Annotated in this window: 27 protein-coding genes and 1 pseudogene; 20 read left to right on the plus strand and 8 right to left on the minus strand. The window is 64.9% G+C overall.

All coding sequences use genetic code 11. The features are described 5' to 3' along the window. Nucleotides 1-39 precede the first annotated feature (39 nt). A complete protein-coding gene (gene dgoD, locus PD284_RS01895; RefSeq protein ID WP_274626536.1) occupies nucleotides 40-1,212 on the plus strand; it encodes a galactonate dehydratase in 1,173 nt (390 codons plus the stop codon). A 114-nt stretch (nucleotides 1,213-1,326) separates the two neighbouring features. On the opposite strand, the gene PD284_RS01900 is transcribed toward dgoD, so the two are convergent. Continuing rightward, nucleotides 1,327-2,190 carry a MurR/RpiR family transcriptional regulator gene (locus PD284_RS01900; protein WP_274626537.1) on the minus strand — a complete coding sequence of 288 codons (864 nt, stop codon included), beginning with the start codon at nucleotides 2,188-2,190 and terminating at the stop codon, nucleotides 1,327-1,329. A 313-nt stretch (nucleotides 2,191-2,503) separates the two neighbouring features. Between PD284_RS01900 and PD284_RS01905 the strand changes: the two genes are divergently transcribed. Genes PD284_RS01905 through PD284_RS01920 form a run of 4 tightly spaced genes read left to right on the plus strand, consistent with a single transcriptional unit; the run spans nucleotide 2,504 to nucleotide 7,656 of the window. Beyond that, on the plus strand, nucleotides 2,504-4,021 hold the full coding sequence (locus PD284_RS01905) for an ABC transporter substrate-binding protein (RefSeq protein WP_274626538.1): 1,518 nt from the start codon (nucleotides 2,504-2,506) through the stop codon (nucleotides 4,019-4,021). A gap of 11 nt (nucleotides 4,022-4,032) precedes the next feature. Beyond that, nucleotides 4,033-4,983 (plus strand): ABC transporter permease, encoded by a 951-nt coding sequence (locus PD284_RS01910; RefSeq protein ID WP_274626539.1) that lies wholly within the window; start codon nucleotides 4,033-4,035, stop codon nucleotides 4,981-4,983. 17 nt (nucleotides 4,984-5,000) lie between these two features. Next, nucleotides 5,001-5,840 carry an ABC transporter permease gene (locus PD284_RS01915; protein WP_411956248.1) on the plus strand — a complete coding sequence of 280 codons (840 nt, stop codon included), beginning with the start codon at nucleotides 5,001-5,003 and terminating at the stop codon, nucleotides 5,838-5,840. Between the two features lie 4 nt (nucleotides 5,841-5,844). Further along, nucleotides 5,845-7,656 (plus strand): ABC transporter ATP-binding protein, encoded by a 1,812-nt coding sequence (locus PD284_RS01920; protein ID WP_274626541.1) that lies wholly within the window; start codon nucleotides 5,845-5,847, stop codon nucleotides 7,654-7,656. A gap of 165 nt (nucleotides 7,657-7,821) precedes the next feature. Here PD284_RS01920 and PD284_RS01925 read toward each other — a convergent pair. Next, a pseudogene (locus PD284_RS01925) lies at nucleotides 7,822-9,131 on the minus strand (YifB family Mg chelatase-like AAA ATPase); the annotation flags it as partial. A 172-nt stretch (nucleotides 9,132-9,303) separates the two neighbouring features. Between PD284_RS01925 and PD284_RS01930 the strand changes: the two are divergent. Beyond that, nucleotides 9,304-10,584 (plus strand): tyrosine-type recombinase/integrase, encoded by a 1,281-nt coding sequence (locus PD284_RS01930; RefSeq protein ID WP_274626542.1) that lies wholly within the window; start codon nucleotides 9,304-9,306, stop codon nucleotides 10,582-10,584. A 2-nt stretch (nucleotides 10,585-10,586) separates the two neighbouring features. On the opposite strand, the gene PD284_RS01935 is transcribed toward PD284_RS01930, so the two are convergent. Continuing rightward, nucleotides 10,587-11,030 (minus strand): Arc family DNA-binding protein, encoded by a 444-nt coding sequence (locus PD284_RS01935; protein ID WP_274626543.1) that lies wholly within the window; start codon nucleotides 11,028-11,030, stop codon nucleotides 10,587-10,589. 127 nt (nucleotides 11,031-11,157) lie between these two features. Here PD284_RS01935 and PD284_RS01940 point away from each other — a divergent pair, with 127 nt between their 5' ends. The 10 genes from PD284_RS01940 (at nucleotide 11,158) to PD284_RS01985 (ending at nucleotide 14,920) form a co-directional block, all read left to right on the plus strand. Further along, a complete protein-coding gene (locus PD284_RS01940) occupies nucleotides 11,158-11,394 on the plus strand; it encodes a hypothetical protein (RefSeq protein WP_274626544.1) in 237 nt (78 codons plus the stop codon). Nucleotides 11,395-11,480: 86 nt separating this feature from the next. Next, nucleotides 11,481-11,747: a twin-arginine translocation signal domain-containing protein gene (locus PD284_RS01945; protein ID WP_274626545.1), complete on the plus strand. Its 267-nt coding sequence runs from the start codon at nucleotides 11,481-11,483 to the stop codon at nucleotides 11,745-11,747. Between the two features lie 5 nt (nucleotides 11,748-11,752). Then, nucleotides 11,753-11,965: a hypothetical protein gene (locus PD284_RS01950; RefSeq protein ID WP_274626546.1), complete on the plus strand. Its 213-nt coding sequence runs from the start codon at nucleotides 11,753-11,755 to the stop codon at nucleotides 11,963-11,965. After that, nucleotides 11,962-12,243 carry a hypothetical protein gene (locus PD284_RS01955; RefSeq protein WP_274626547.1) on the plus strand — a complete coding sequence of 94 codons (282 nt, stop codon included), beginning with the start codon at nucleotides 11,962-11,964 and terminating at the stop codon, nucleotides 12,241-12,243. Before PD284_RS01950 ends, PD284_RS01955 begins: the two co-directional genes overlap by 4 nt. Before the next feature lie 73 nt (nucleotides 12,244-12,316). Continuing rightward, nucleotides 12,317-12,544 carry a hypothetical protein gene (locus tag PD284_RS01960; protein WP_274626548.1) on the plus strand — a complete coding sequence of 76 codons (228 nt, stop codon included), beginning with the start codon at nucleotides 12,317-12,319 and terminating at the stop codon, nucleotides 12,542-12,544. Beyond that, a complete protein-coding gene (locus PD284_RS01965) occupies nucleotides 12,541-13,398 on the plus strand; it encodes a helix-turn-helix domain-containing protein (RefSeq protein WP_274626549.1) in 858 nt (285 codons plus the stop codon). Before PD284_RS01960 ends, PD284_RS01965 begins: the two co-directional genes overlap by 4 nt. Beyond that, the gene (locus PD284_RS01970; protein WP_274626550.1) at nucleotides 13,382-13,546 is read left to right on the plus strand and encodes a hypothetical protein; all 165 of its coding nucleotides are present in this window, start codon (nucleotides 13,382-13,384) and stop codon (nucleotides 13,544-13,546) included. Before PD284_RS01965 ends, PD284_RS01970 begins: the two co-directional genes overlap by 17 nt. Beyond that, nucleotides 13,543-13,725 carry a hypothetical protein gene (locus PD284_RS01975; RefSeq protein WP_274626551.1) on the plus strand — a complete coding sequence of 61 codons (183 nt, stop codon included), beginning with the start codon at nucleotides 13,543-13,545 and terminating at the stop codon, nucleotides 13,723-13,725. Before PD284_RS01970 ends, PD284_RS01975 begins: the two co-directional genes overlap by 4 nt. Then, nucleotides 13,722-14,252, plus strand: a complete 531-nt coding sequence (locus PD284_RS01980; RefSeq protein WP_274626552.1) for a hypothetical protein — start codon at nucleotides 13,722-13,724, stop codon at nucleotides 14,250-14,252. Before PD284_RS01975 ends, PD284_RS01980 begins: the two co-directional genes overlap by 4 nt. Further along, nucleotides 14,249-14,920, plus strand: a complete 672-nt coding sequence (locus PD284_RS01985; protein ID WP_274626553.1) for a hypothetical protein — start codon at nucleotides 14,249-14,251, stop codon at nucleotides 14,918-14,920. The genes PD284_RS01980 and PD284_RS01985 overlap by 4 nt, the downstream gene beginning before the upstream one ends. A 116-nt stretch (nucleotides 14,921-15,036) precedes the next feature. On the opposite strand, the gene PD284_RS01990 is transcribed toward PD284_RS01985, so the two are convergent. Then, complete coding sequence (locus tag PD284_RS01990) at nucleotides 15,037-15,327, minus strand: DUF982 domain-containing protein (protein WP_274626554.1); 291 nt, start codon at nucleotides 15,325-15,327, stop codon at nucleotides 15,037-15,039. Between the two features lie 113 nt (nucleotides 15,328-15,440). Here PD284_RS01990 and PD284_RS01995 point away from each other — a divergent pair, with 113 nt between their 5' ends. The 3 genes from PD284_RS01995 to PD284_RS02005 are packed head-to-tail and all read left to right on the plus strand — an operon-like array spanning nucleotide 15,441 to nucleotide 17,912. Continuing rightward, nucleotides 15,441-16,427, plus strand: a complete 987-nt coding sequence (locus PD284_RS01995) for a ParB N-terminal domain-containing protein (protein ID WP_274626555.1) — start codon at nucleotides 15,441-15,443, stop codon at nucleotides 16,425-16,427. Next, nucleotides 16,424-17,203, plus strand: coding sequence for a ribonuclease H family protein (locus PD284_RS02000; protein ID WP_274626556.1), 780 nt, complete (start codon nucleotides 16,424-16,426; stop codon nucleotides 17,201-17,203). Before PD284_RS01995 ends, PD284_RS02000 begins: the two co-directional genes overlap by 4 nt. 4 nt (nucleotides 17,204-17,207) lie before the next feature. Further along, nucleotides 17,208-17,912 carry a DUF6456 domain-containing protein gene (locus PD284_RS02005; protein ID WP_274626557.1) on the plus strand — a complete coding sequence of 235 codons (705 nt, stop codon included), beginning with the start codon at nucleotides 17,208-17,210 and terminating at the stop codon, nucleotides 17,910-17,912. A gap of 333 nt (nucleotides 17,913-18,245) precedes the next feature. Here the strand turns inward: PD284_RS02005 and PD284_RS02010 are convergent, their stop codons facing one another. From PD284_RS02010 to PD284_RS02020, 3 genes are all read right to left on the minus strand, one after another. Then, nucleotides 18,246-18,455, minus strand: a complete 210-nt coding sequence (locus tag PD284_RS02010; protein ID WP_274626558.1) for a hypothetical protein — start codon at nucleotides 18,453-18,455, stop codon at nucleotides 18,246-18,248. A 35-nt stretch (nucleotides 18,456-18,490) separates the two neighbouring features. Continuing rightward, on the minus strand, nucleotides 18,491-18,700 hold the full coding sequence (locus PD284_RS02015) for a hypothetical protein (protein ID WP_274626559.1): 210 nt from the start codon (nucleotides 18,698-18,700) through the stop codon (nucleotides 18,491-18,493). Nucleotides 18,701-18,845: 145 nt separating this feature from the next. After that, nucleotides 18,846-19,097, minus strand: coding sequence for a hypothetical protein (locus PD284_RS02020; RefSeq protein WP_274626560.1), 252 nt, complete (start codon nucleotides 19,095-19,097; stop codon nucleotides 18,846-18,848). A 660-nt stretch (nucleotides 19,098-19,757) separates the two neighbouring features. On the opposite strand from PD284_RS02020, the gene PD284_RS02025 reads away from it, so the two are divergent. Further along, nucleotides 19,758-20,387 carry a hypothetical protein gene (locus tag PD284_RS02025; RefSeq protein ID WP_274626561.1) on the plus strand — a complete coding sequence of 210 codons (630 nt, stop codon included), beginning with the start codon at nucleotides 19,758-19,760 and terminating at the stop codon, nucleotides 20,385-20,387. Here the strand turns inward: PD284_RS02025 and PD284_RS02030 are convergent. Next, nucleotides 20,384-20,965 carry a hypothetical protein gene (locus PD284_RS02030; protein ID WP_274626562.1) on the minus strand — a complete coding sequence of 194 codons (582 nt, stop codon included), beginning with the start codon at nucleotides 20,963-20,965 and terminating at the stop codon, nucleotides 20,384-20,386. The two genes, PD284_RS02025 and PD284_RS02030, sit on opposite strands and share 4 nt — an antisense overlap. Between the last annotated feature and the right edge of the window lie 24 nt (nucleotides 20,966-20,989).

A 20,989-nucleotide genomic window follows, 5' to 3' on the forward strand; every position in this document is an offset into this window, starting at 1 on the left:
TGTGCCCGCCGTCGGTTTGTCCCCCTGGAGAACGTCGCAGTGAAGATCACAAGGATACGCACCACGGTCGTCAACGCCGAGATGCGGAACTGGGTATTCGTGAAGGTCGAAACGGATACTCCCGGGCTCTATGGCTGGGGCGAGGCGACGCTCGAGTGGAAGACGCGGGCCGTGGTCGGCGCCGTCGAGGACCTGGAGCCGCTGCTGCTCGGACAGGATCCGAGGGACATCGAGCAGTGCGTGCGCATCATGCACAAGCACGGCTTCTGGCGCATGGGCTCCATCGGCGCGTCGGCGATCTCCGGCATCGAGGTCGCGCTCTGGGACATCCTGGGCAAGGACCTGAACGCGCCGGTCTGGCGTCTGCTCGGCGGCAAGACGCGCGACAAGGTGCCCGTCTACACTCATCTCGGGCTGGGCGACATGAAGTCCGTCTACGAGACGATGCAGGTCGGCCCGCTGGTCGACAGCGCGCTGAAAGTCGTCGAGGCCGGATACAAGGCGCTCAAGGTCGTGTTCGTCCCCTACACCCACTACACGACCACCATCCGCAACGTCGACCATGTCGGCAAGCTGATGATGGGCCTCAGGGAGGCGGTGGGCGACGACATCGAGATCATGGTCGACTTCCACGGACGTCCGGCGTCCGTCTCGGCCGCGATGGACTACATCAACGTGCTCGCACCCGGGCGGCCGCTGTTCGTCGAGGAGCCGGTGCCGCCGGGCGATCCGCTGCTGATGGCGCAGGTCACCGAGCGCTCGCCGGTTCCCATCGCCACGGGCGAACGGCTGATCGGCCGGGCCGAGTTCGATCCCCTGTTCGCCAGGCGGGCCATTCACATCGCACAGCCCGACATCGCCCATACGGGCGGGCTCTCGGAGGCCCGCAAGATCGCGGCCGCGGCAGAAACGGCGGGAATCGGCATTGCGCCGCACAACCCGCTCGGCCCGATCGCCGGCATCACCGCCCTGCACTTCGACATCGCCACGCCGAACTTCGTCATCCAGGAAGAAATGACCGGCTCGGTGCCATGGTACGGCGAGGTCGTCGAGGGGCCGATCAACAGGGTCGACGGCGCCTGGCAGATCCCGGACAAGCCGGGCCTCGGCCTCGAGGTCAACGAAGCGGCATGCGCAAAGCATCCGTTCGCCGCCGAGATCTACCACGCGAGGAACGCAGTGCTCGACGACGGAACCGTCGTCGACTGGTGACGTCAGCGTCGCCGCGCCGTCGCGTGGTTTCCAGGTTCCGCGGCGCCGATACGTTCGGCGCCGCCGGCACCGGGACGCCCCCGCACCTGCCGGGGACGGGCGGCGGCGGCGGGCTCAGTCGCCCAGCAGTTGACGGTCGTCGCCGTCGCGGCGGCGCACCAGTTCTTCCTTGATGTTGCGCAGCGTCTTGGCCGAGCGGTTGCGGTCGGCATAGGCCACCAGGTTGGCGAGGATGTCGATCACCGCCAGATAGGCGTATCGCGTCGAGGTCGGGCGGAAAATGTTCTTGCCTTCCGGCATCTCGATCGCGATGACCAGGTCGGCTGCCTCGGCCACGGGCGAGTTGCCCTGCGTGATGACGATGGTCGGAACGTCGCGTCGCCGCAGCAATTCGAGGCAGTCCAGGAGGCCGCGGTCGCGGCCGGTGATGGACGAGCCGAACACCACCGCCCCCGGCTGGATGGCGGCCGAAATCATCAGATTCATGTTGTGGTCGTTCGACGCGCTGATGCGGCAGCCCAGCCGGAACAGCCGGTTGTGCAGCTCGTTGACGATCATCGCCGAGTTGCCGCTCGCCCCGAAGGCCTGGATGAACTCGGCCCCGCGCAACATGTGCGCGGCCTTGTCCATCACGTCGATGTCGAGCTGCCGGTGCATCGTGAACAGAGCGTTCTGCGCCTTGGTCACGATATCCTCGGCGACCTCGGCCGGCGTGGCGCTCGGCGCTTCGGGCTTCAGGTAGCGCAGTCCGACATAGGTCGACTTCGCCAGTCGCACCTTGAAGTCCGAATAGCCATCACAGCCCAGCCGGCGGCACAGGCGCGTCACCGTCGGGGGCGAGACGCCCGCCCGCTCCGCCAGATCCACGATGGACGAATTGACGACGAAATCGACGTCCTCGAGCACGCAGTCCGCCAGCCGCCTTTCCTGCCCGGAGAGCCTGCCGTCCTCATCGGTGAGGGCGTGAAAGAGTTCCATGTCGGTGCGCTCCTGCTGAGCCGGGTTTCGTAAATTAATTACATGATTGCGCTCGAACGGCAACGCAGCCGTTGACAAGCTAGGGAAGAATTGCACAATGGAGAAAATAAATTACAAATCTGTGCAGTGCGTGAGGTCACCGCGGGCTGAGAGTTCTCCAGATTTCATGAGGTCATGCCGGTATCGGGCGCGCCTTCGACGGTGACGCCTGCGGCGTACGGCGGCCACGCCGCCGGCCTGGGACCGACGCCCGCCCAGGTGGCCACGCGGCTCCGCCGCTTCTCATCGTTGAACACAACCGGGAGGTTTGGGAATGAAACGTGCACTATTTCTGACGACGCTGGCCGCTGCGCTGGCGACGACCAGCGGACTGGCGATGGCCCAGGCGACTGACGGCGTGCTGACCGTCGCCACCATCGGCGAGCCGCCGACGCTCGACGCCATGCAGACGCCGACCGACATCGTGCTGACCATCGACCAGCACATCTTCGAGACGCTCTACACCTACGACGCACAGTGGAAGTCCGTGCCGCTGCTGGCGGCGGCCATGCCCGAGATTTCCGAGGACGGCCTGACCTACCGCATCGCGCTGCGCGAGGGCGTAAAATTCCATGACGGCAGCGATTTCGACTCCAAGGACGTCGTCGCCTCGCTGCAGCGCTGGATGGCCATCAACTCGAAGGGCAAGCAGGTCGCCGCCATCGTCGACAGCATCGCGGAGGACGGCGCCAACGCCGTCGTCATCAAGCTGAAGTCGCGTTACGCGCCGTTGCTGGCGACGCTCTCCCAGGCCTCCATCATCATCCCGTCGGAGACGATCGCGGACACGCTGACCCAGTTCGTCGGCACCGGTCCCTATGCGCTGAAGGAGCGCAAGCCCGACCAGTACACGCAGCTCATCCGCTTCGACGGCTACAAGTCGCCGGAAGGCGAGCCGAGCAATTTTGCCGGCAAGCGCGAGGCCATTGCCAAGGAAATCCGCTTCGTCCCGGTGCCGGACGCCAATACCCGCGTCGAGGGACTGATCTCGGGCCAGTTCGACTTCGCCGACTCCCTGCCGGTCAGCGCCTATGATCGCGTCGAGGCGAGCGGCACCGCCAAGCCCGTCATCTTCGAGAACACCGGCTGGCTGTCGCTCAACATGAACATGAAGGAGGGCCTGCTCACCAACAAGGCGCTCCGCCAGGCCGTGCAGGCGGCGCTCAATCCGTCCGACATGATGCTGGCGGCGTTCTCCGACGAGCGCTTCTTCAGCGTCGACGGCTCGCTGTTCCCCAAAGGCTCGTTCTGGAACACCGAGGATGGCGTGGCCCGCTACGGCGGCGAGGACGCGGAGCAGGCGGCAGAACTCGTCAAGCAGGCCGGCTATGACGGCACGCCGTTGCGCATCCTGACCAGCCGCCAGTACGAGTTCCACTACAAGATCGGCGAGGTGGCCAAGGCCTATCTCGAGGCCGCCGGCTTCAAGGTCGACATGCAGGTTGTGGACTGGGCGACGCTGACCACCCGCCGCGCCGACCCGGGGCAGTGGGACATCTTCATCACCCACTCCAACTTCCCCGGCGATCCGACGACGATCAACACCATCACGGATACCTATCCGGGCTGGTACGTGTCGGATGCGAAGGCCAAGGCGGTGGCCGCCTACATGGACGCCACCACCGACGACGCCAAGCTCGAAGCCTGGAAGGGCATCCAGACGGTCATCTACGACGACGCGCCGCTCTACAAGGTCGGCAACTTCAATGCGCTCTCGGGCCTGTCCGCGGCGGTCACCGGCTACACGCCGACCTACTGGCCGCATTTCTGGAACGTGACGCCGAAGCAGTGAGGCGCTGAACAATGTCGAGGGTCGCTCGGGCGCTGTTGGAACGACTGGTGGGCATGTTGATCGTGCTCGCCCTCGTGGTGACGGTCGTCTTCATCATCGTGCGGGTGACCCCCGGCGATCCGGCCGCCGTGATGCTCGGCTCGGACGCCACGCCGGAAGACATCGCTGATCTGCGCACCAGGCTGGGCCTCGATGCGCCGCTGCTCGTCCAGTACGGCCAGTTCGTGCTGGGCATCCTCAAGGGCGACCTCGGCCAGTCGATCTTCCTCGGCCAGCCGGTCACCCAGGCGCTGGCGAGCCGCGCCGAGCCGACCTTCTTCCTCACTTTGTTCTCGATCCTCATTGCGGTGACCATCGCGCTGCCGGTCGGCATCCTGTCGGCGGTGCGGCGCGGCACCCTGTTCGACCAGATCGTCGTCACCCTGACCATGGTGGCGGCCAGCATCCCGAGTTTTTGGCTGGGGCTGATCCTGATCCAGGTCTTCGCCGTCGGCCAGGGCTGGTTCCCGGCCTCCGGCTATGGCGGGCCCGACACCGGCTTCCTCGAGCGGCTGCACCACCTGGTGCTGCCGGCGATCGCGCTCGGCGTCGTCAACTCGGCGCTGATCACCCGCTTCACCCGCGCCGCCATGCTCGACGTGCTCAGCGACGACTATGTGCGCACGGCGCGCGCCAAGGGCGCCGGCGAGCTGCGGGTCATCCTAAAACATGCGCTGAAGAACGCGCTGGTGCCGATCATCACCGTGATCGGCCTGTCGATCGCCATGCTGGTCGCCGGCGCGGTGGTCACCGAGACGGTGTTCGGGCTGCCCGGCATCGGCAACCTGGTGGTGTCGGCGGTGCTGCGGCGCGACTATCCCGTCATCCAGGGGGCGCTGCTGGTCGTCGCCGCCATCTACGTGCTGATCAATTTCGGCGTCGACATGCTCTATATCCTCGTCGATCCGCGGGTGCGGCTGTGACGCTCGGCTCCCTCACCTTGCCGCTCGCGTCGGGCCTGCGCCAGCTGTTCCGGAACCGCGCCATCGCCTGCGGCGCCATCATCCTGCTGATCGTGGTGCTCGCCGCCCTCCTGGCGCCGTGGATCGCGCCCTACGCGCCCAACAAGCTGTCGATCGTCAACAAGCTCAAGGCGCCGTCGCTGACCCATTTCTTCGGCACCGACGAGTTCGGCCGCGACATCTTCTCGCGCGCCATCTATGCCGGCCGCATCTCGCTGCTGGTCAGCCTCGGCGTCGTCTGCATCTCGACCCTGCTCGGCGTCTTCCTCGGCGTCGCCGCCGGCTTCTTCCGCAAGCTCGACGCGCCGATCTCGCGGCTGCTCGACGCCATGATGTCGTTCCCCGACATCCTGCTCGCCATCGCCCTGGTGGCCGCGCTCGGGCCGTCGCTGACGACGGTGATCCTGGCGCTCGGCATCACCTATGCGCCGCGCCTCGCCCGCATCGTGCGCGGCTCGACGCTGGTGCTGCGCGAACTGCCCTATATCGAGGCGGCGGTGGCGCTCGGGCTGCCCACCTGGCAGGTGCTGCTGCGCCACGTGCTGCTCAACCTCGCCTCGCCGATCCTCGTCCAGGCGACCTTCGTCTTCGCCTCGGCGATGCTGGCGGAGGCGAGCCTGTCGTTCCTCGGCGTCGGCGTCTCCACCGACATGCCGACCTGGGGCACGATGCTGGCCTCGGGCCGCGAGTTCATGAACAACGCGCCCTGGCTGATGGTGTTTCCGGGGCTGGCCATCGTCTTCTCGGTGCTGTCGCTGCAGCTCCTGGGCGACGGCCTGCGCGACCTCGTCGACCCGCGCCTGTCGAAAGAGCGCTGACAAGATGACGCTATCCAGCCCCAAAACCCCGCCGGTGCTGTCGGTGGAGAAGCTGACCACCTCGTTCCGCACGGCCGAGGGCTGGCGGGCGGTGATCCGCGACATCAGCTTCGAGGTCGCGGCCGGCGAGACGGTGGCCATCGTCGGCGAATCCGGCTCCGGCAAGAGCGTCACGGCGCTGTCGGCGATGCGCCTGCTGCCGCCGGGCAAGTCGCGCTGCGAAGGCCGCATCCTGCTCGACGGCCGCGACCTGCTGAAGGCGTCGGAGGCGGAGATGCGCGCCGTGCGCGGCGGCGCGATCGGCATGATCTTCCAGGAGCCGATGACCTCGCTCAACCCGGTCTTCACCATCGGCAACCAGCTGGCCGAGGCGCTGGTGCTGCACCAGGCCATGGGCTGGACGGCGGCCGAGGCGGAAGCCGTCAGGCTGATGGAGCGCGTCCGCATCCCGGCGGCCAGGACCCGGCTGCACGAATATCCGCACAAATTCTCCGGCGGCATGCGCCAGCGCGTGATGATCGCCATGGCGCTCGCCTGCCGGCCAAAGCTGCTCATCGCCGACGAGCCGACGACGGCGCTCGACGTCACCATCCAGGCCGAGATCCTGCACCTGATCCGCGAGCTGCAGGCCGAGGAGAACATGGCCGTGCTGTTCATCACGCACGACATGGGCGTGGTGGCCGAGGTGGCCGACCGCACCGTCGTCATGCTGCGCGGCGACCTCGTCGAGACCGGCCCCACCCAGGCGATCTTCGACGCGCCGCAGCAGGTCTACACCAAGGCGCTGCTCGCCTCGATCCCGCGGCTCGGCGCAATGAGCGGCAGCGAGGTCCCGCGGCGCTTTCCCGAGGTCGACCCAGCCACCGGCGAGGCGGTCGACGGCCGCGCCATGGACGCCGCGGCCAAGGACGCCGCTCCCATCCTGACGGTCTCCGACCTGGCGGTGCGCTTCGACCTGCCCAACGGCCGCATCCACGCGGTCGAGGACGTCTCCTTCGACCTGCGGCCGGGCGAGACGCTGGCGCTGGTCGGCGAATCCGGCTGCGGCAAGTCGACCACCGGCCGCGCCATCCTCAGGCTGGTGCAGCCGACGGCCGGCGCGATCGTCGTCGACGGCCACGACATGAAGACGGCCGGGGCGCGCGAGCTGCGCGCCATGCGGCGCACCTCGCAGATGATCTTCCAGGACCCGTTCGCCTCGCTCAATCCGCGCATCACCGTCGGCTCGGCCATCGCCGAACCGATCCTGGCGCACGGCCTGATGGGCAAGGCGGCGGCCAAGGCGCGCGTCGCCGAGCTGCTCGAGCAGGTCGGCCTGGCGGCGGCGATGGCGGAGCGCTATCCGCACGAATTCTCCGGCGGCCAGCGTCAGCGCATCTCGATCGCCCGCGCCCTGGCGCTCGACCCGAAGCTGATCGTCGCCGACGAGGCGGTGTCGGCGCTCGACGTCTCGGTCAAGGCGCAGGTCTCCAACCTGCTGCTCGACATCCAGCAGCAGCGCGGCCTGGCCTACCTGTTCATCTCGCACGACATGGCCGTCGTCGAGCGCATCAGCCACCGCGTCGCCGTCATGTATCTCGGCGAGATCGTCGAGATCGGGCCGCGCGCCGCGATCTTCGACAATCCGCAGCATCCCTACACCCGGCGCCTCATCGCCGCGGTCCCGGTCCCCGACCCGTCGCGCCGCGGCGCGCTCACCCGCCCGGCCCTCGGCGAGGAGATCAAGAGCCCGCTCCGCCCCTACGACTACACCCCGCCCAAACGCACCTACCGCGAGGTCTCGCCAGGCCACTTCGTCCAGGACCAGGACGGCTGACCCATGGTCGCGAACCAAGGCCGCCGGCACGATCCGGCCGCCCTGCATTCGCGTCCTCGACGACTAGACCTGCGGGCATTCTGACGAATGCCAGTTCGCCGCTCTCTCTGTTTCGAGCCGCATTTGTGCGACGCCAGACGATTCCGCTTGGCTGCAAGAAATGCTCTACGCCGCCTGCGCCAGCCTCTCGCCCGCCATCCGGTAGGAGATCGACTCGGCCAGATGGATGCGCCCGACCGTCGTAACGCCGTCGAGATCGGCCAGCGTTCGGGCGACCTTGAGCACCCGATGATAGGCGCGGGCCGACAGCCCGAATTTTTCGCTGGCGTCGCGCAGCAGGGCGAGGCCGCCCGCATCGGGCGCGGCCATCTCCTCGACCAGCGCGGTTGGACATTGGGCGTTGGTTGCAGCCGCAGCACCAAACCGCTCGAAACGCTCCAGCTGGATCGCCCGCGCGCGGGCGACGCGTCCGGCAACGGCGGCGCTCGGCTCTGACTTCGCCGGCCGGATCAGATCGCCCGCGGAGACAGCCGGCACGTCGATCTTGAGGTCGATGCGGTCGAGAAACGGACCGGAGATGCGCGCCTGGTAGTCGGTGCGGCAGCGGTCGCCACGCGCACAGCGGTAGCCCGGCTCGCCGGCCATGCCACAGCGGCACGGGTTCATGGCGGCGACGAGCTGGATGCGCGCCGGATAGGTGACCCGGCTGTTCGCCCGCGCGATCACGCAGTCCCCGGTCTCCAGCGGCTGGCGCAGCGCATCGATCACCTGAGGCACGAATTCCGGCAGTTCGTCGAGGAAGAGCACGCCATGGTGCGCCAGCGAGGCCTCGCCCGGCCGCACGCGCAGGCCGCCGCCGACCATCGCCGCCATCGAAGCGGAATGGTGCGGCGCGCGAAACGGCCGCCGATCGGTCAGCCTCCCCCCGGCGAGCTCGCCCCCATCGAGGCGACCATGGAGACTTCGAGCAGTTCCCTTGGCTGCAGCGGCGGCAAGATGGAGGGAAGGCGCTGCGCCAGCATCGACTTGCCGGCGCCCGGGGGGCCGATCATCAGAAGATTGTGGCCGCCGGCAGCCGCCACTTCCAGCGCGCGCTTGGCGGTCTCCTGGCCCTTGATGTCGGCGAGGTCGGGAAGGTCGCGTGCCGGCGGCTGGACGCTGGCGACCGGGCGTGAAAGCACCTGCGTGCCGCGAAAATGGTTGGCCATGGCGATCAGGCTGCGCGGCGCGAGGATGTCGATGTCGGCGCCAGCCCAGGCCGCCTCCGGACCCGAAGCATGCGGGCAGATGAGGCCCTTGCCGAGGGCCCCGGCGCCGATGGCGGCGGGCAGCGCGCCGGCCACCGGAGCGATCATGCCGTCCAGCGAGAGCTCGCCCAGCACCACGTAGTCCGCCAGCGCGTCGCCCGGAATGGCGCCGAGCGCCGCCATCAGGCCGAGCGCGATGGGCAGGTCGTAATGGCTCCCCTCCTTCGGCGGTGACAGGCGGCTTCCGGAAGTTGCCGTAACCTTTCCCAATATGGCGGATGCCTTGAATTTCAGGGCGTCCGCCTTTTCGCATGTTTGCCAGCAACACCCGCAGGTTGCCCTTGTTTCCCGTCCCGTGGTGAGCATACTGTGAGTTGTCGCCTCTCAGGATGCTTCCCGAATGCCAAAACTCACCAAAGGTGTCGTCGACAGCGCTGAACTGCGTGACAAGCAGTATACAATCTGGTGCTCGGATCTGAAGGGGTTCGGAGCCTACATCCACCCCACCGGACGCCGCACCTACTTCGTCGATTATCGGACCGGCGATGGCGCTCGGCGCCGGATGACGATCGGCAAGCATGGCGTGCTGACGACGGAGCAGGCCCGGAAGGTTGCGATCGAAACGCTTGGTGGCATCGTCCTTCAGAAAGCGGATCCGCTGCTCGAGCGAAAGACTCGGCGGGCATCGCTCACCGTGGCGGAGCTCTGCGACCAGTACATGAAGGCTGCTGAAAAGGGCCTGATCCTGGGTCGACGTCGCAACCGACCGAAGAAGGCTTCCACGATTGAGATCGACCGCGGCCGGATCGCGCGTCACATCAAGCCGTTGCTCGGCAACAAGCTGGTGATCGACGTCACCCGCGCCGACATCACCAAGTTCGTGAGGGATGTGTCGGCGGGGAAAACAGCCGTGAAGAATCGGTCAGGCAAGAACGGCGCGCGTGTGGAGGTGAAGGGCGGCATAGGCACTGCAGCGCGCACCACAGGCTTCTTAGGCGGCATCCTGACCTATGCCGTCGACGAGGGGATTATCCCCGCCAATCCAGCGCAGGGCGTCAAGCTGCCTGCCGATGGTGTTCGGACCCGCCGTCTTGTGGTGGGAGAGTACAAGGCGCTGGGGAAGGCGCTGAGCGGCGATGAAGCAGAGTACGACACTCCGCAGGCGGTGACCGGAGCGTGGCTCCTGGCGCTCACGGGCTGCCGTCTCGGCGAAATTGAAGCGCTTCGTTGGACGGAAGTCGACGAGGACGGACAATGCTTCCGACTTGCCGACAGCAAAAGCGGGCCGTCAGTGCGCCCGGTAGGGCGTGAGGCGTTCGATGTGCTGCGCGGCGCTCTACGCGTTCCCGGTAGTCCCTACGTGCTCCCTGCCCTGCGCAAGGACGGCGGCCACTACAACGGTCTTGCTGGGGCGTGGGTGCGGTTCATGAAACGGGCTGGGCTCGAGGGGGTCACGCCCCACACCATGCGCCACAGCTACGCCTCTGTCGCTGGCGACCTGGGCTTCGCTGAAAGCTCGATTGCAGCGCTGATCGGCCATGCCGGGGATACCGTGACCAGCAGGTACGTCCACCGGCTCGACGCGGTGTTGGTGGCAGCTGCGAACAAGGTGTGCGGTGAAGTCTACCGGCAGATGACGGGCGCCAGCGGCAAGGTGCTTGAGATGCCGAGGAGAGCTTAATCCTACTTCCGCTTTGTTGCGAAGGGATCGCTCGGCTCTTGTGGCCGGATGGCGTCAGCAAAGGGATATTCTTGAAGATACCTAGCGCGCTCGGCCTCCTCTTCATTCCAGCGCTCGTATCGATCGGCCACCATGTTTCTAAAGTTCGGCTGTGCTTTCACCCTATAGTTTGCTACGCTCTCAAGGGTCTTATGGATTTCATCTACGAGCCTGTCGACCATATGATAACTGTCATCGCCCTTTAGCGCGGAGACCAGGTCGACCAGTTCTCCGAGCTTTTCTTCGATCGTTACAGGTGCTGGAAAAGCGCGCTCAAGCGCCCACACGATTGCTTCATTCATCGACACTCCTGCCCGATCGGCTTTCGACTTGATACGCTCGCGCATGCCGTCCGGCAGACGGACAATGAACTTGTCCTGATCTTTCGCGAGTTGTTTCTTCGCCATCGTTTTCCCCAACTGGCGCGGCCGATATGGCATGGGTGCCATAGAATTCGCTTGACTTAACCACCACTCCCTCGAATATGCCAGATATGGCAGACGTGCCATACGTTATTTGAAAGGAGATGGAGACTTGGTAAACGAAGGACGACCCCGCCTGCGCCGAACAGAGGTACCGGACTACCTGATGGGCAAGCACGGCATTCCGATTGCCGTGGCCACGCTCAACAAGCTCGCTTCGACTGGCGGCGGCCCCGCCATGCAGTACGCGGGACGCATCCCGCTCTATCGACCGGAAGATCTCGACGCCTGGGCAGCCGAGCGGCTGTCAAAGCCCGTGCGCTCCACAGCGGAGAGGGACGCGGCTTGAACACCTCTCAGAACGCAAAAGGCCCGGCGAGCGCGCCAACGCTCCCGAGCCATGGTTCTCAACTTCCCCCGAAAGGAAATCTGAACATGCAGACCATTACACCCCCGCGCCCTGATGGGCAAGTTTCGGCAAAGCCTGACGTCACCCGCAGGTCGTTCCTTGGTGCCCTCGCCGCGGCTCCGGCCCTTGTCGCCCTGCCCGCCGCGACGGCGGCCTCTGAGGCCTCTCCGCTCGACCGGGCGACCTATCACCTGGAGCAGTTCCGGCTGGCGATGCAGGAGCACACCGGCACGCCCTGGGTAACAAGGATGAGCGTCAAGATCGGCGCTGCCTTTGCGACCGAAGTGGGGTGAGCACCATGACCAGCATCACCAAGTTCGCCGGAAGCATCACTTCGCCTTTCGACCAGTTACTGCATGCCGCGGCAGAGGGCGAACGCGCCACCGCCGATGTCGAGGCGGCCGCAGCAGCACTCGCGGCCGCGATGCAGGCCCTCCACGGCGGGCGATTTCGGATCCAGATCGATCACCTGAACGCATTCGCACTGATCGTGAAAGGGAGCCCGGCATGACCACGACCGATCTCAAGGAACGACTGAACAGTTTTGAAGACCTGGAGATGTACGTTCGCGGTGTTGCCTGCATGGCTCGAATTCTCGGCGACCTGCTGGACGAAAATCTCGTCGACTACGAGGGCGGCACACTCCGCGAGGCAGGTGCCAACGTCCGCATCGTCTTGAACTCAGGTCAGATGGATATGCTCCGCTTCGTCTGGAATGACGTGATTGATCGCGCGATTAATCTTGAGCGCGACTTCCTGCAGGCAGCTTACGGGAAGGAGGCGGCATGACCTGGCTCCAGATCTCGCTGCTCGTGTTCGCCGTCCTCTGTCTCTGGCTCGATGTGAGCGAAGGGAGGGACGCATGACGGCCGCGGCTCGAAAAATGTCCGACGCGTCGGACAAATCGCAGCCCAACCGTCCGATAAGTTCGGACAGTTCGATCTTCGCTGCGGCGCTCTGGCTTGCCACAGGCAGCGCCGACCGCACCCGGGCGATCACTCCTCAGCTTCAGCGGAAGTTCAGCCTGACCGTCTCCGATGCGGTGCAGGCGATCCGCGAGGCGAACCTGATCCGCGCGAGGGCGATGTGAGGACCGAAGGCGGCTTCTACTGGATACCGATAATGCCGAGGGCACTGGCAGAGAAAACCAACGGCCCGCGCGTCGATTGGCCCAAGGACGTCGAGGCGGAGTACAACCGCCTTCACACCCAGTTCACAGCGTCAAAGGCTGAGTTTTCGTCATGGGTACGGAAAGACCGCGATGGCAGGATGACTGCGAATGCCAAGCTGATCCTCATCTTCCTGGTCGAGAGCCTCAACTTCAACACCGGGCGGTGCGACCCGGCCCATCAAACAATCGCCGATGAACTTGAGCTCGGGCTGCGCACCGTTCAGCGCTTGATGCCTCAGATCGCCGCCTCTGGATGGATCGAGGTGATCCGCCGCGGGAAGACGACCTCGAATTTCTACAGGCTGCGCGTTCCGTGCGAGAAGGTGCACAGCATCCTCGATCGTGTCGACGGCCTGCGGGAGCGGCGCAGGGAGGAACGGGAAGATCGTCGTCGTCGGATGAGTGAACCGCCAGTAGTGGCGGATCACCCTGACAGTGAACCGCCATTTGAGCGTAGTCATGAACCGCCAGTAGTGGCGGATCATGAACCGCCAGTAGTGGCGGATAAACCTTTGAAGAGAACCCCTGAAGAAGAACCCCTGAATTACTCAAAGGGCTCTGAGGGTGAAGGTTACACTCTACGTGCGCGTGAGGACGTGGAAAGCCCCTACGAGGCTCCAGCATCGTTGGAGGAGAGCCGCCGCTTTCTGGTGAGGATCGGCGTACCTCCACATAGGCTGGAAACGGCAATGCAGCGCCACATGCGCGAAGCGTTGTTCCCCTGCGATGTCGAGGAATGGAAGCGGGAGGCGCGCAGTGAACGAGCAGCTTGACCTTTTCGCATGGGCAGACGAACGGCCGTCGAATGTGGTCGACGCGATGCCGGCGTTGATCCGCAAGGCTGCGATCGAGACGATCTACGCAATTCCCCGGCCCAAGGGAGAGGGCAAGGTGATTGCCCTGGACCGGAGGGCCGCATGACCGTGATCCGCACAGACGATGGCCGATGGGCCGTGACGAACGGCAGCGACATCGTTGCTGGCCCCTTCAATACCAATGCCGAGGCATGGCGGGCGGCCGATCGAATGACGGGCGATCCGATCAGCAAGTCCGAAGAGCGCGGCGAGTACGTCTGGAACAGGAGCGTCGACGCACCATGACCGAAGCAAACACAACCGATCAATCGGGCTGTACTCGCCCTGAGGAGGATCGCATGACCGCCCTTGTACCGATCGAGTCCGGCCAGTGGGCGCTGGTCTATGTCGAACACTTCGGGCCCTACCCGGGCGACGGTGATTTGCGTGAGGCGGTCGAACGCCTGCAGGATAGCGGCTCCGGTTGGGACTGCCTTCGGCGTCCGGCCGACCAGTTCGACGTGGTTCAGGTTGAGCACGTCATGCGCAAGACATTTCGGACAGTGGACGGCGGCCGCCGCTGGCGCAACCAGGTGGTGGCCACGGCCGCCAGTTCGGGCGAGATGCTGGCGCTCCGAGACAAGCTCTTCGCTATCGGCTTCGCGGCGGACCGCGCGATCGAGGAAGAGACGGCCCGGCTGATCTCCGACTTCGCCGCCAAGACACGGGCCGACGCCCTCGCGAAGGTCCACGTCGCGCTGCCTCACATCTTCGGGCGGAGCGCGACCGATCCAACCCCAAGTTTTCAGACTGAACCGGGAGGTGCAGCATGACGGAGCTATCGAACAGCTTGGCGGACCTCGCCGAGCGTGTCAGGGAAGCGAACGCGGGCATCGTAGCCGCGCACCGCAGGACAGCAGAGCAGGCACTCGTCGCCGGCCGTCTCCTCATCGAGGCGAAGGAGGCATGCCGCCACGGTGAATGGCTACCGTTCCTCGATCGCGCCGGCATCGCTGAGCGGACGGCGCGCAACTACATGACGTTGGCAGATTCGGGGCTGGAAATCGGCAGCGCTGCCGATTTGGGAAGCATCCGCGCAGCGCTCGCCTTCCTGTCGCAGTGGCGGCTTCCGACCTTCGACCAGGCGCTGTTCATCTACGATCCTGAACGCGAACAAGGCGAGCAGTCCGTCGGCCGAGGCATAGCTTATGCCTGGGAAGACGAGCAGCACCGCGGGCACTACCACGTCGGCATGATCGTCGGCGCCGGCGATGAAGAGCAGTGCATCGCCACGCGTCGTCCCATGCTTCCGCGGATTGATGTCGAGGGCGACAGGCCGATCGACACGATCCTCTACTTCCTGACTAGCCAGGGGTTCGCGCTGCCGATCGCGCACTGGGAGATCGCACATGTCGATCGCCGGCTCGTCTTCCCTGTGCTGGCGCCCTTCCTCGCCGACGGATCGTTCCGGGATGTTCAATCGGCGGGAGTGACGGCATGAGTAACGACGTCGCGTTCAATCCGAAACGCCTGCCCAGGGACGCTGCCAATTTCGTGCCGAAGCTAGGCGGAGCCTGGGGCTCTGCACCTCGGAGCCCCAGCACATCCGCGTTCGCCTCAGGCGTGACTGGATTGAGGGTTAAAGCCCCTGGGAGGAAGGATGTGCTCATCGTCCTCGATGAGGATGTCCTTCTTGCGAGCGAAGGCCGCGAACACGCCGCGGGCGGTCTCGGCATCAACGTCGCCGGCGAGAGCCGCCTTGCATGCTCGGACGGCCGCTCGCTGCTCGGGGCTGTTTCCGCACCATTCCTGCGCGAACTGGTAGGCGTCGACAACGGTATTCAGCTGACGCGGGAAGCCCAGTCCGACGAATACCCGAAGCGGCTTCTCAAATGGTTTCGCAAGCATCTTGACCTCCGTGTCTCTTTGGCCGGCGCACCGGCCCGGGGCTTGGGTTCGCCGCTGCAATCGCGGCGCTCAGAAAATTTGCGACTGAGCTTGGATTTTTCAAGAGGTCTCGAATGAGCGACCTTCCCGCAATTGAGGGAACGTTTCCCGATCCCGGGGAGCTTCCAGTTGTCGACTGGGTGTCGAAGCACCTGATCGACGTCGACCATGGCTATCAGCGGCCGGAAGACGCGGCGCGAGCCGAGAAGATCGCACGGGCATTCTCGTGGTCGAAGTTCGGCGCCGTCGTACTGGTGCCCAAAGGGGACCGGTACGCGATCATCGACGGTCAGCATCGCGCCGCCGCTGCGAAGCTCCATCCGCTCGTCGACCACCTTCCGGCGGTGATCATGCCGTCGGTGCAAGGCACTGTAGCGGAGGCGGCCAGCTTCATCGGCCTCAATGCCGAACGGAAGGCGGTCAGCGGCCTCGAGCTCCATCACGCCCGCCTGGCGGCTGGCGACGAGGATGCCCAAACACTGGCGGACGTTGTTCGACGTGCCGGCGCTCGTATCCCGAAGAACCCGGGCGACCACAAGCCGGGCGACACGATCGCGGTCGCCGCGCTGCAGGCGCTGATCGGCAGACATGGGGCGATGCGCACTCGCGAATATCTGGAGATCCTGGTCAAGGCGGAATGCTGTCCGGTGCAGGCGAACCAGCTGAAGGCGGTCGAGTGCCTGATGTCGGATCCAGAGTTTCGCGGCCAGGTCGACGGCGAGGATCTGACGTCGGTGGTGAAGACCATGGGCGCAACAGCCGAGCACGAGGCGAAGCGCTTCGGCGCGACGCACTGCGTACCGTTCTGGAAGGGGCTGGCGTCGACCTGGTTCCAGAAGTGCAGGAAGCGGAGGCCGGCGGCGGGCCCTGCATCAGTTCGCATGGAGGCGACTTCCCCTCAAAAGCGGGAAGGTTCCCATTCAGCCACGGTTGCCGCTGCTCCGCAGCGCTTCCGCACAGTCGTCCCGAACGCGCTGCCGGTTCAGCGCAACGTCACCAGTGCCGTCATGGGCGACCCGCCCGCCGGCAGATCAGCACTCGATCACAAGAGGTCAGCATGAACCGAAACTGGAAGAAGCCCGCACAGTTCGATCTCCCTGGCATCGCCGGAGCCGGGCCGTCAAAGCAAGACCTGCGGCGCGAGGCCAACAGGCTCGTCGCCGCCGGCAGCGTGCCTGTGACGCGTATTCCGACCGGTGCCCGTGAGATCCCCGAGAGGCTGACAAATCAGCAACGCGGAGAGCTCAGCCGGGACATCAGGGGCTTGAAGCGTTCATCTGGGGATCGTCCCCAGATACGCGGCCCGATCGACCGCGCCGTGCCTCCTGGCCTCGTCATCTACGCCGACGGCGCATGTGAGCCGAACCCCGGCGTTGGCGGCTGGGGTTTCGCGGTCTACCGCGACGGCGTCGAGATCCATTCGGAATGTGGCGGCGAGCCGAGCACGACCAACAACGTGATGGAACTCACCGGCGTGCTGCAGGCGCTGCACTGGGTTGCGGCCAACGTCTTCGAGGATCCGCTCCCGCGCATCTTCTGCGACAGCCAGTACGTCGTGAACGGCTGCAACGACTGGCGTCACGGCTGGAAGGCGAAGGGCTGGCGACGCGGCGGGCCGAACGCCAAGCCAGAGAATTCCGCGATCGCCAACCTCGATCTCTGGAAGGCGCTTGATCAGGTGCTCACGGCCATCCCGATCAAGCTGGAGTGGTGCAAGGGGCACGCCGGCATCATTGGCAACGAGCGCGCGGACGAACTTTCGCTGATGGGTCGAGAGTCAGTCTTGCCGCGCTCCAGCACGGCCATGATCGAAGACCAGCTGCGAATGAGGGCCTGACCGAGTGAAAGCCAAGAAATCGCAAGAGCTGGTAGCCGGTGTTCGCATTGATGGCGCGCGCCGCATTGACCTCACCTCTCAGCGGGCCCGGCGCGAAGCCGCTCGAGCAGCGGCGGTCGACGCCCCGCCGGTTGAGGATGATCGCGTGGCGCGCATCTGGGAACGGGATGAGGCTCGCACACAGGCAGCGAAGCGCATGGGCGCCGAGGCGAAGCGCAGCGCGAAGCTGATGGTGGCCGACGGTGGTAAGGACGGATCCACACTGACGAAGGTGAGGATCCGTGACCTTCAGGGACAGCAATCCAGAAGCCTGGTGCAGAACATGCGCTGCCGTCCTGGATCATTCGAATGGCAGTACGGGCGGAACAAGCAGAATTCGCTCTTCCATGCGGGAAGCCACCTGGCTCGCCTCTGGGAGCAAGCGGGGATCGCCGTCGCGAGTTCGGCCGACTTCCTGAGAGGCACCGCGTCTGGATACGCCACTGGCATCTCGGCAGCGCGCCTCGCCAAGATCGAGAAGCTGGCCGCGTTCGTGAGTGAAGTTGGGCGCAAGGCCTCGGATCGGCTCGTCGCCTACTGCGTCCATGGGATGACATCCACCGAGGTGGCAAAGGCCCACGGCATCCCCGGGAGAGACATTGCCGCCGTGCTGCGCCAAGACCTGCAAGCCTGCGCGGAGCACTTCAATTTTATAGGAAAGCGGAGGTAATGGTCGTTGACTTTCAACGCGAAACCCCCTAATCACTTGTCACATTCGCAGAGATGCGCCCGACCCCGCCCAATCAGGCGGGTTTTTTGCTCTTAGCAGCCAAGGACATTCGGTCGCGCTCGCTTTCGTCGATGCGGTTTAGAATGCGGCACGCAGCTTCTGCCTGAGGACGGGATCTGCCGACGAGGGTTTCGCCCAGCTTAGCCGGCGCCTGGAGCTTGGTGTCCCAGACCGTCCAGGTCTGACCGTGATGATGAATGCAACTGTACCGCGGTGCCCCCTTCACTTTGAGGGACCTCCTTCGAACTGACGCTACTACCTGAGGCAATTGTCTCAGCCTTCTGGGAAGTCAACTATCCTGCCGAGTAGCTTCTGCAGTTTCCGGTTTAGATCACCGGCATTTTGCTCGGCCTCCGCAAACTGCCTGGAGCGGATACCGTACTCAGCGAGCATTTCGCCGGCGTAGGCTGCTGCTTTGGCAAGCAGCGCATAGAGCTTCAGGAGTTCCTCTTCTTCCTGGGGTGACAGACCTTTAGCGGTCACAGCGCTCTGCTTCGAGGTGGTGGAGAACGCGCCGCTCAGCGGTTGATATCTGCGGCCAGCGCGGTAATCGCATCCCAGCCGTACGTAGAGCCGGATTCGGTGATGATCCTCGCGTGTCGGTCTCGTTCCTCTTTCGGAATGGTGTTCGCCGCCTTGATCGCGTCCAGCAAGGTATCGAACGGCTGCCCCTCGCTGCTGTCTGTCGCGAAGAATGTCGAGCGTTCGTCGATGGTGGGGATCTTCATTGTGCCCTCCCTCAAAGGTCAATGACCGCAAGAGCAAACCACCAACACCTGATCAGGGCAAGACGTTCGTAAATTCGCGGTTTCGAAACCGAGGCGGCACTCCTGAACCGCTGTCAGCCGTCACTGCAGTGTATGGACCGCAGGCTCAGTCCTTCTTGTAAGCTCCAGGGCTACGTCCTCCCTTGGGCGCCTTGGCGTCCTTGGAATGTTCAGCCATCGCTGGTCCCGCCCCGGAGACCTTCTCCGTCGATGGATGCGGGGTCTCCCGCGGCTTCTTGGCTGGAGCGCCGTCTTTGGCCATCACTTCGCGGCTGTTCGATGGGGAGTCGTTAGAAAAGCCGTCCTGGGCGTCGGCATCGGCGCGTTGCGGAACAGACATGGGGCGGTTGGTGGGCATCAGAATAGCCTCCGGTTGAGAACCGCTAAACTGACGCAGAGGCCTTGGGTTCCTTGGCCGGTACGCCAGGAGTGGCTGGCTCGGCGCCTGTCGAGGTCAGCCAATCCCGGCGGCCAAGATCGCCGAGCGTGAAGCCCGCAAGCGAAAGCATGCGGCTTAGGGACGCTTGGGTGTGGCCTTCCGCTTCCCTGAAAACGGGCAAGTCGGACTGACGGTCACGTGCTTGAACCTTAAGGACGGCCCAAGGGAGCCATGCGGGACGACGGGACGGTTGCAGTGCAGGCAGCGGTAGACGGCCGTTTTGTGTGTCAGCGCGTCCGCGATCGAGCATTCGTGCCAACCACGCGCTGATGTCCAGCGATTTGCGCGCAGCATCGGCGCCACTGTTCGGAACTATATGCCGGGTAACGCTGCCGCTAGCTTGCTGGCCAGGGTTCGCACATCTCTTGCGTCCGCCCGGTCTTCGGGTGTCATGCTGACCTCCACAAGGTAGTGAATTTGCCGATTTAGGAATGCACTCGCCTCGACAGCTGCAAATTGGGGGAGTTCCCTTTCGGGTTAGGCAAATACCGCGGGCACTGCCCTGTCCCTGGTCATGAGGAACGAACGCTCTTCCGCCCGCGTCCGCAGCTACACCTGGGAATGGGGGAAGGAACGGGCATGATCACCATCCGCATGACCGGCAACGGCATTCGCCGCCTAGACGAGGCTGTCCGTGTCCTCGGTGAGGGAAAGGCTCGAAAAGCATTCAGCCGGGCAATCAACCGCGTCGGTAAAACGGCAGGTGTAGCTGCGGGCCGCGCACTGTCCGATCAGACGGGGCTTTCGAAGGCGACGGGCAAGCGCGCCCTTACCCGCAAGGTGGACCGCTCGACGCCGGCAACGCTGAGCTACACCATTCACGGCCAGGGCGGCGACATCGCCCTGAAGTATTTCAAGGCCCGAGAGACAAGGCCAGGCGTCAGCGCGGCACCGTGGAACCAGCGCCGGGTCTATGCCTCGAGCTTCCTGAAGGCGGGTTGGTGGCCGAGCCGCGTAGCCAAGCCGAACTGGAACGGCATGGTGTTCCGACGCGCCAGCAGCGACGGCTACTCGTACAATGTGGCTAAGGGGATCGCTGGACGGAAGCGCAGGGGCACCAGCTTCGAGGTCGTCGACTCCGGTCTGTTCATCCCGATCGAGATGGTGAAGGGGCAGACGGCAGCAGCCTGGCAGCGCGAAGGCGCCAACCGACTGCAGCCCCGCATCGAACATGAGATCAGGGCGATTACGAAGGGCGTGGTGTCTTAAGGCTCGACGCCCGCGTCTTTGAGAAAGGCCGTGACTGGAACAGTCGGATCAGCATAAGTCCCGCCGTAGCCCCATGGGCGTACACGCGGGCGGATATCCGTTGGAACCATTGTACCCTCAGACGTGAGCGCCACCTCAAATGTGGTGTGGTCGTAGGAGAGCACGTGCGACGGGGTCTTCCGTGGCTTGCCGTTCTTGAAGTGACCACGGAGACAAAGCTGCCAACCACAATCATGGGCGTGGAGGTCAACGATCCAGCCCTTTTGCCGAAGAGCCTCTTCGTATTTCGCGTGGACGTCGCGAACATCCCGGAAAGGTAGGGGTGCTGGTTTGGCCTGCCACTCTCGAGCTTCCGCGATGCGTTCACCGGAGATGATCTCGATCTTCTCGAGCATGAACGGCTTCACCGCGTTCGAGGTGTAGCACCGCGCCCGGATCTTGCCACCAGAAAGGACCGCGATCGGAGCGATCCGGCGGCGTGCGCCTGGATTTGACCCGCCATGGTAGACGATATCGAACCACTCACCGTTTGTGATCGCCGCCTCCATAAGGCGACGTACTTCAGCCACATCTCGCATGGCCTGCCCTCCCGTTCCCCGAGG

It is taken from the genome of Mesorhizobium shangrilense, from assembly GCF_028826155.1.
Lineage (GTDB): Bacteria > Pseudomonadota > Alphaproteobacteria > Rhizobiales > Rhizobiaceae > Arvimicrobium > Arvimicrobium flavum.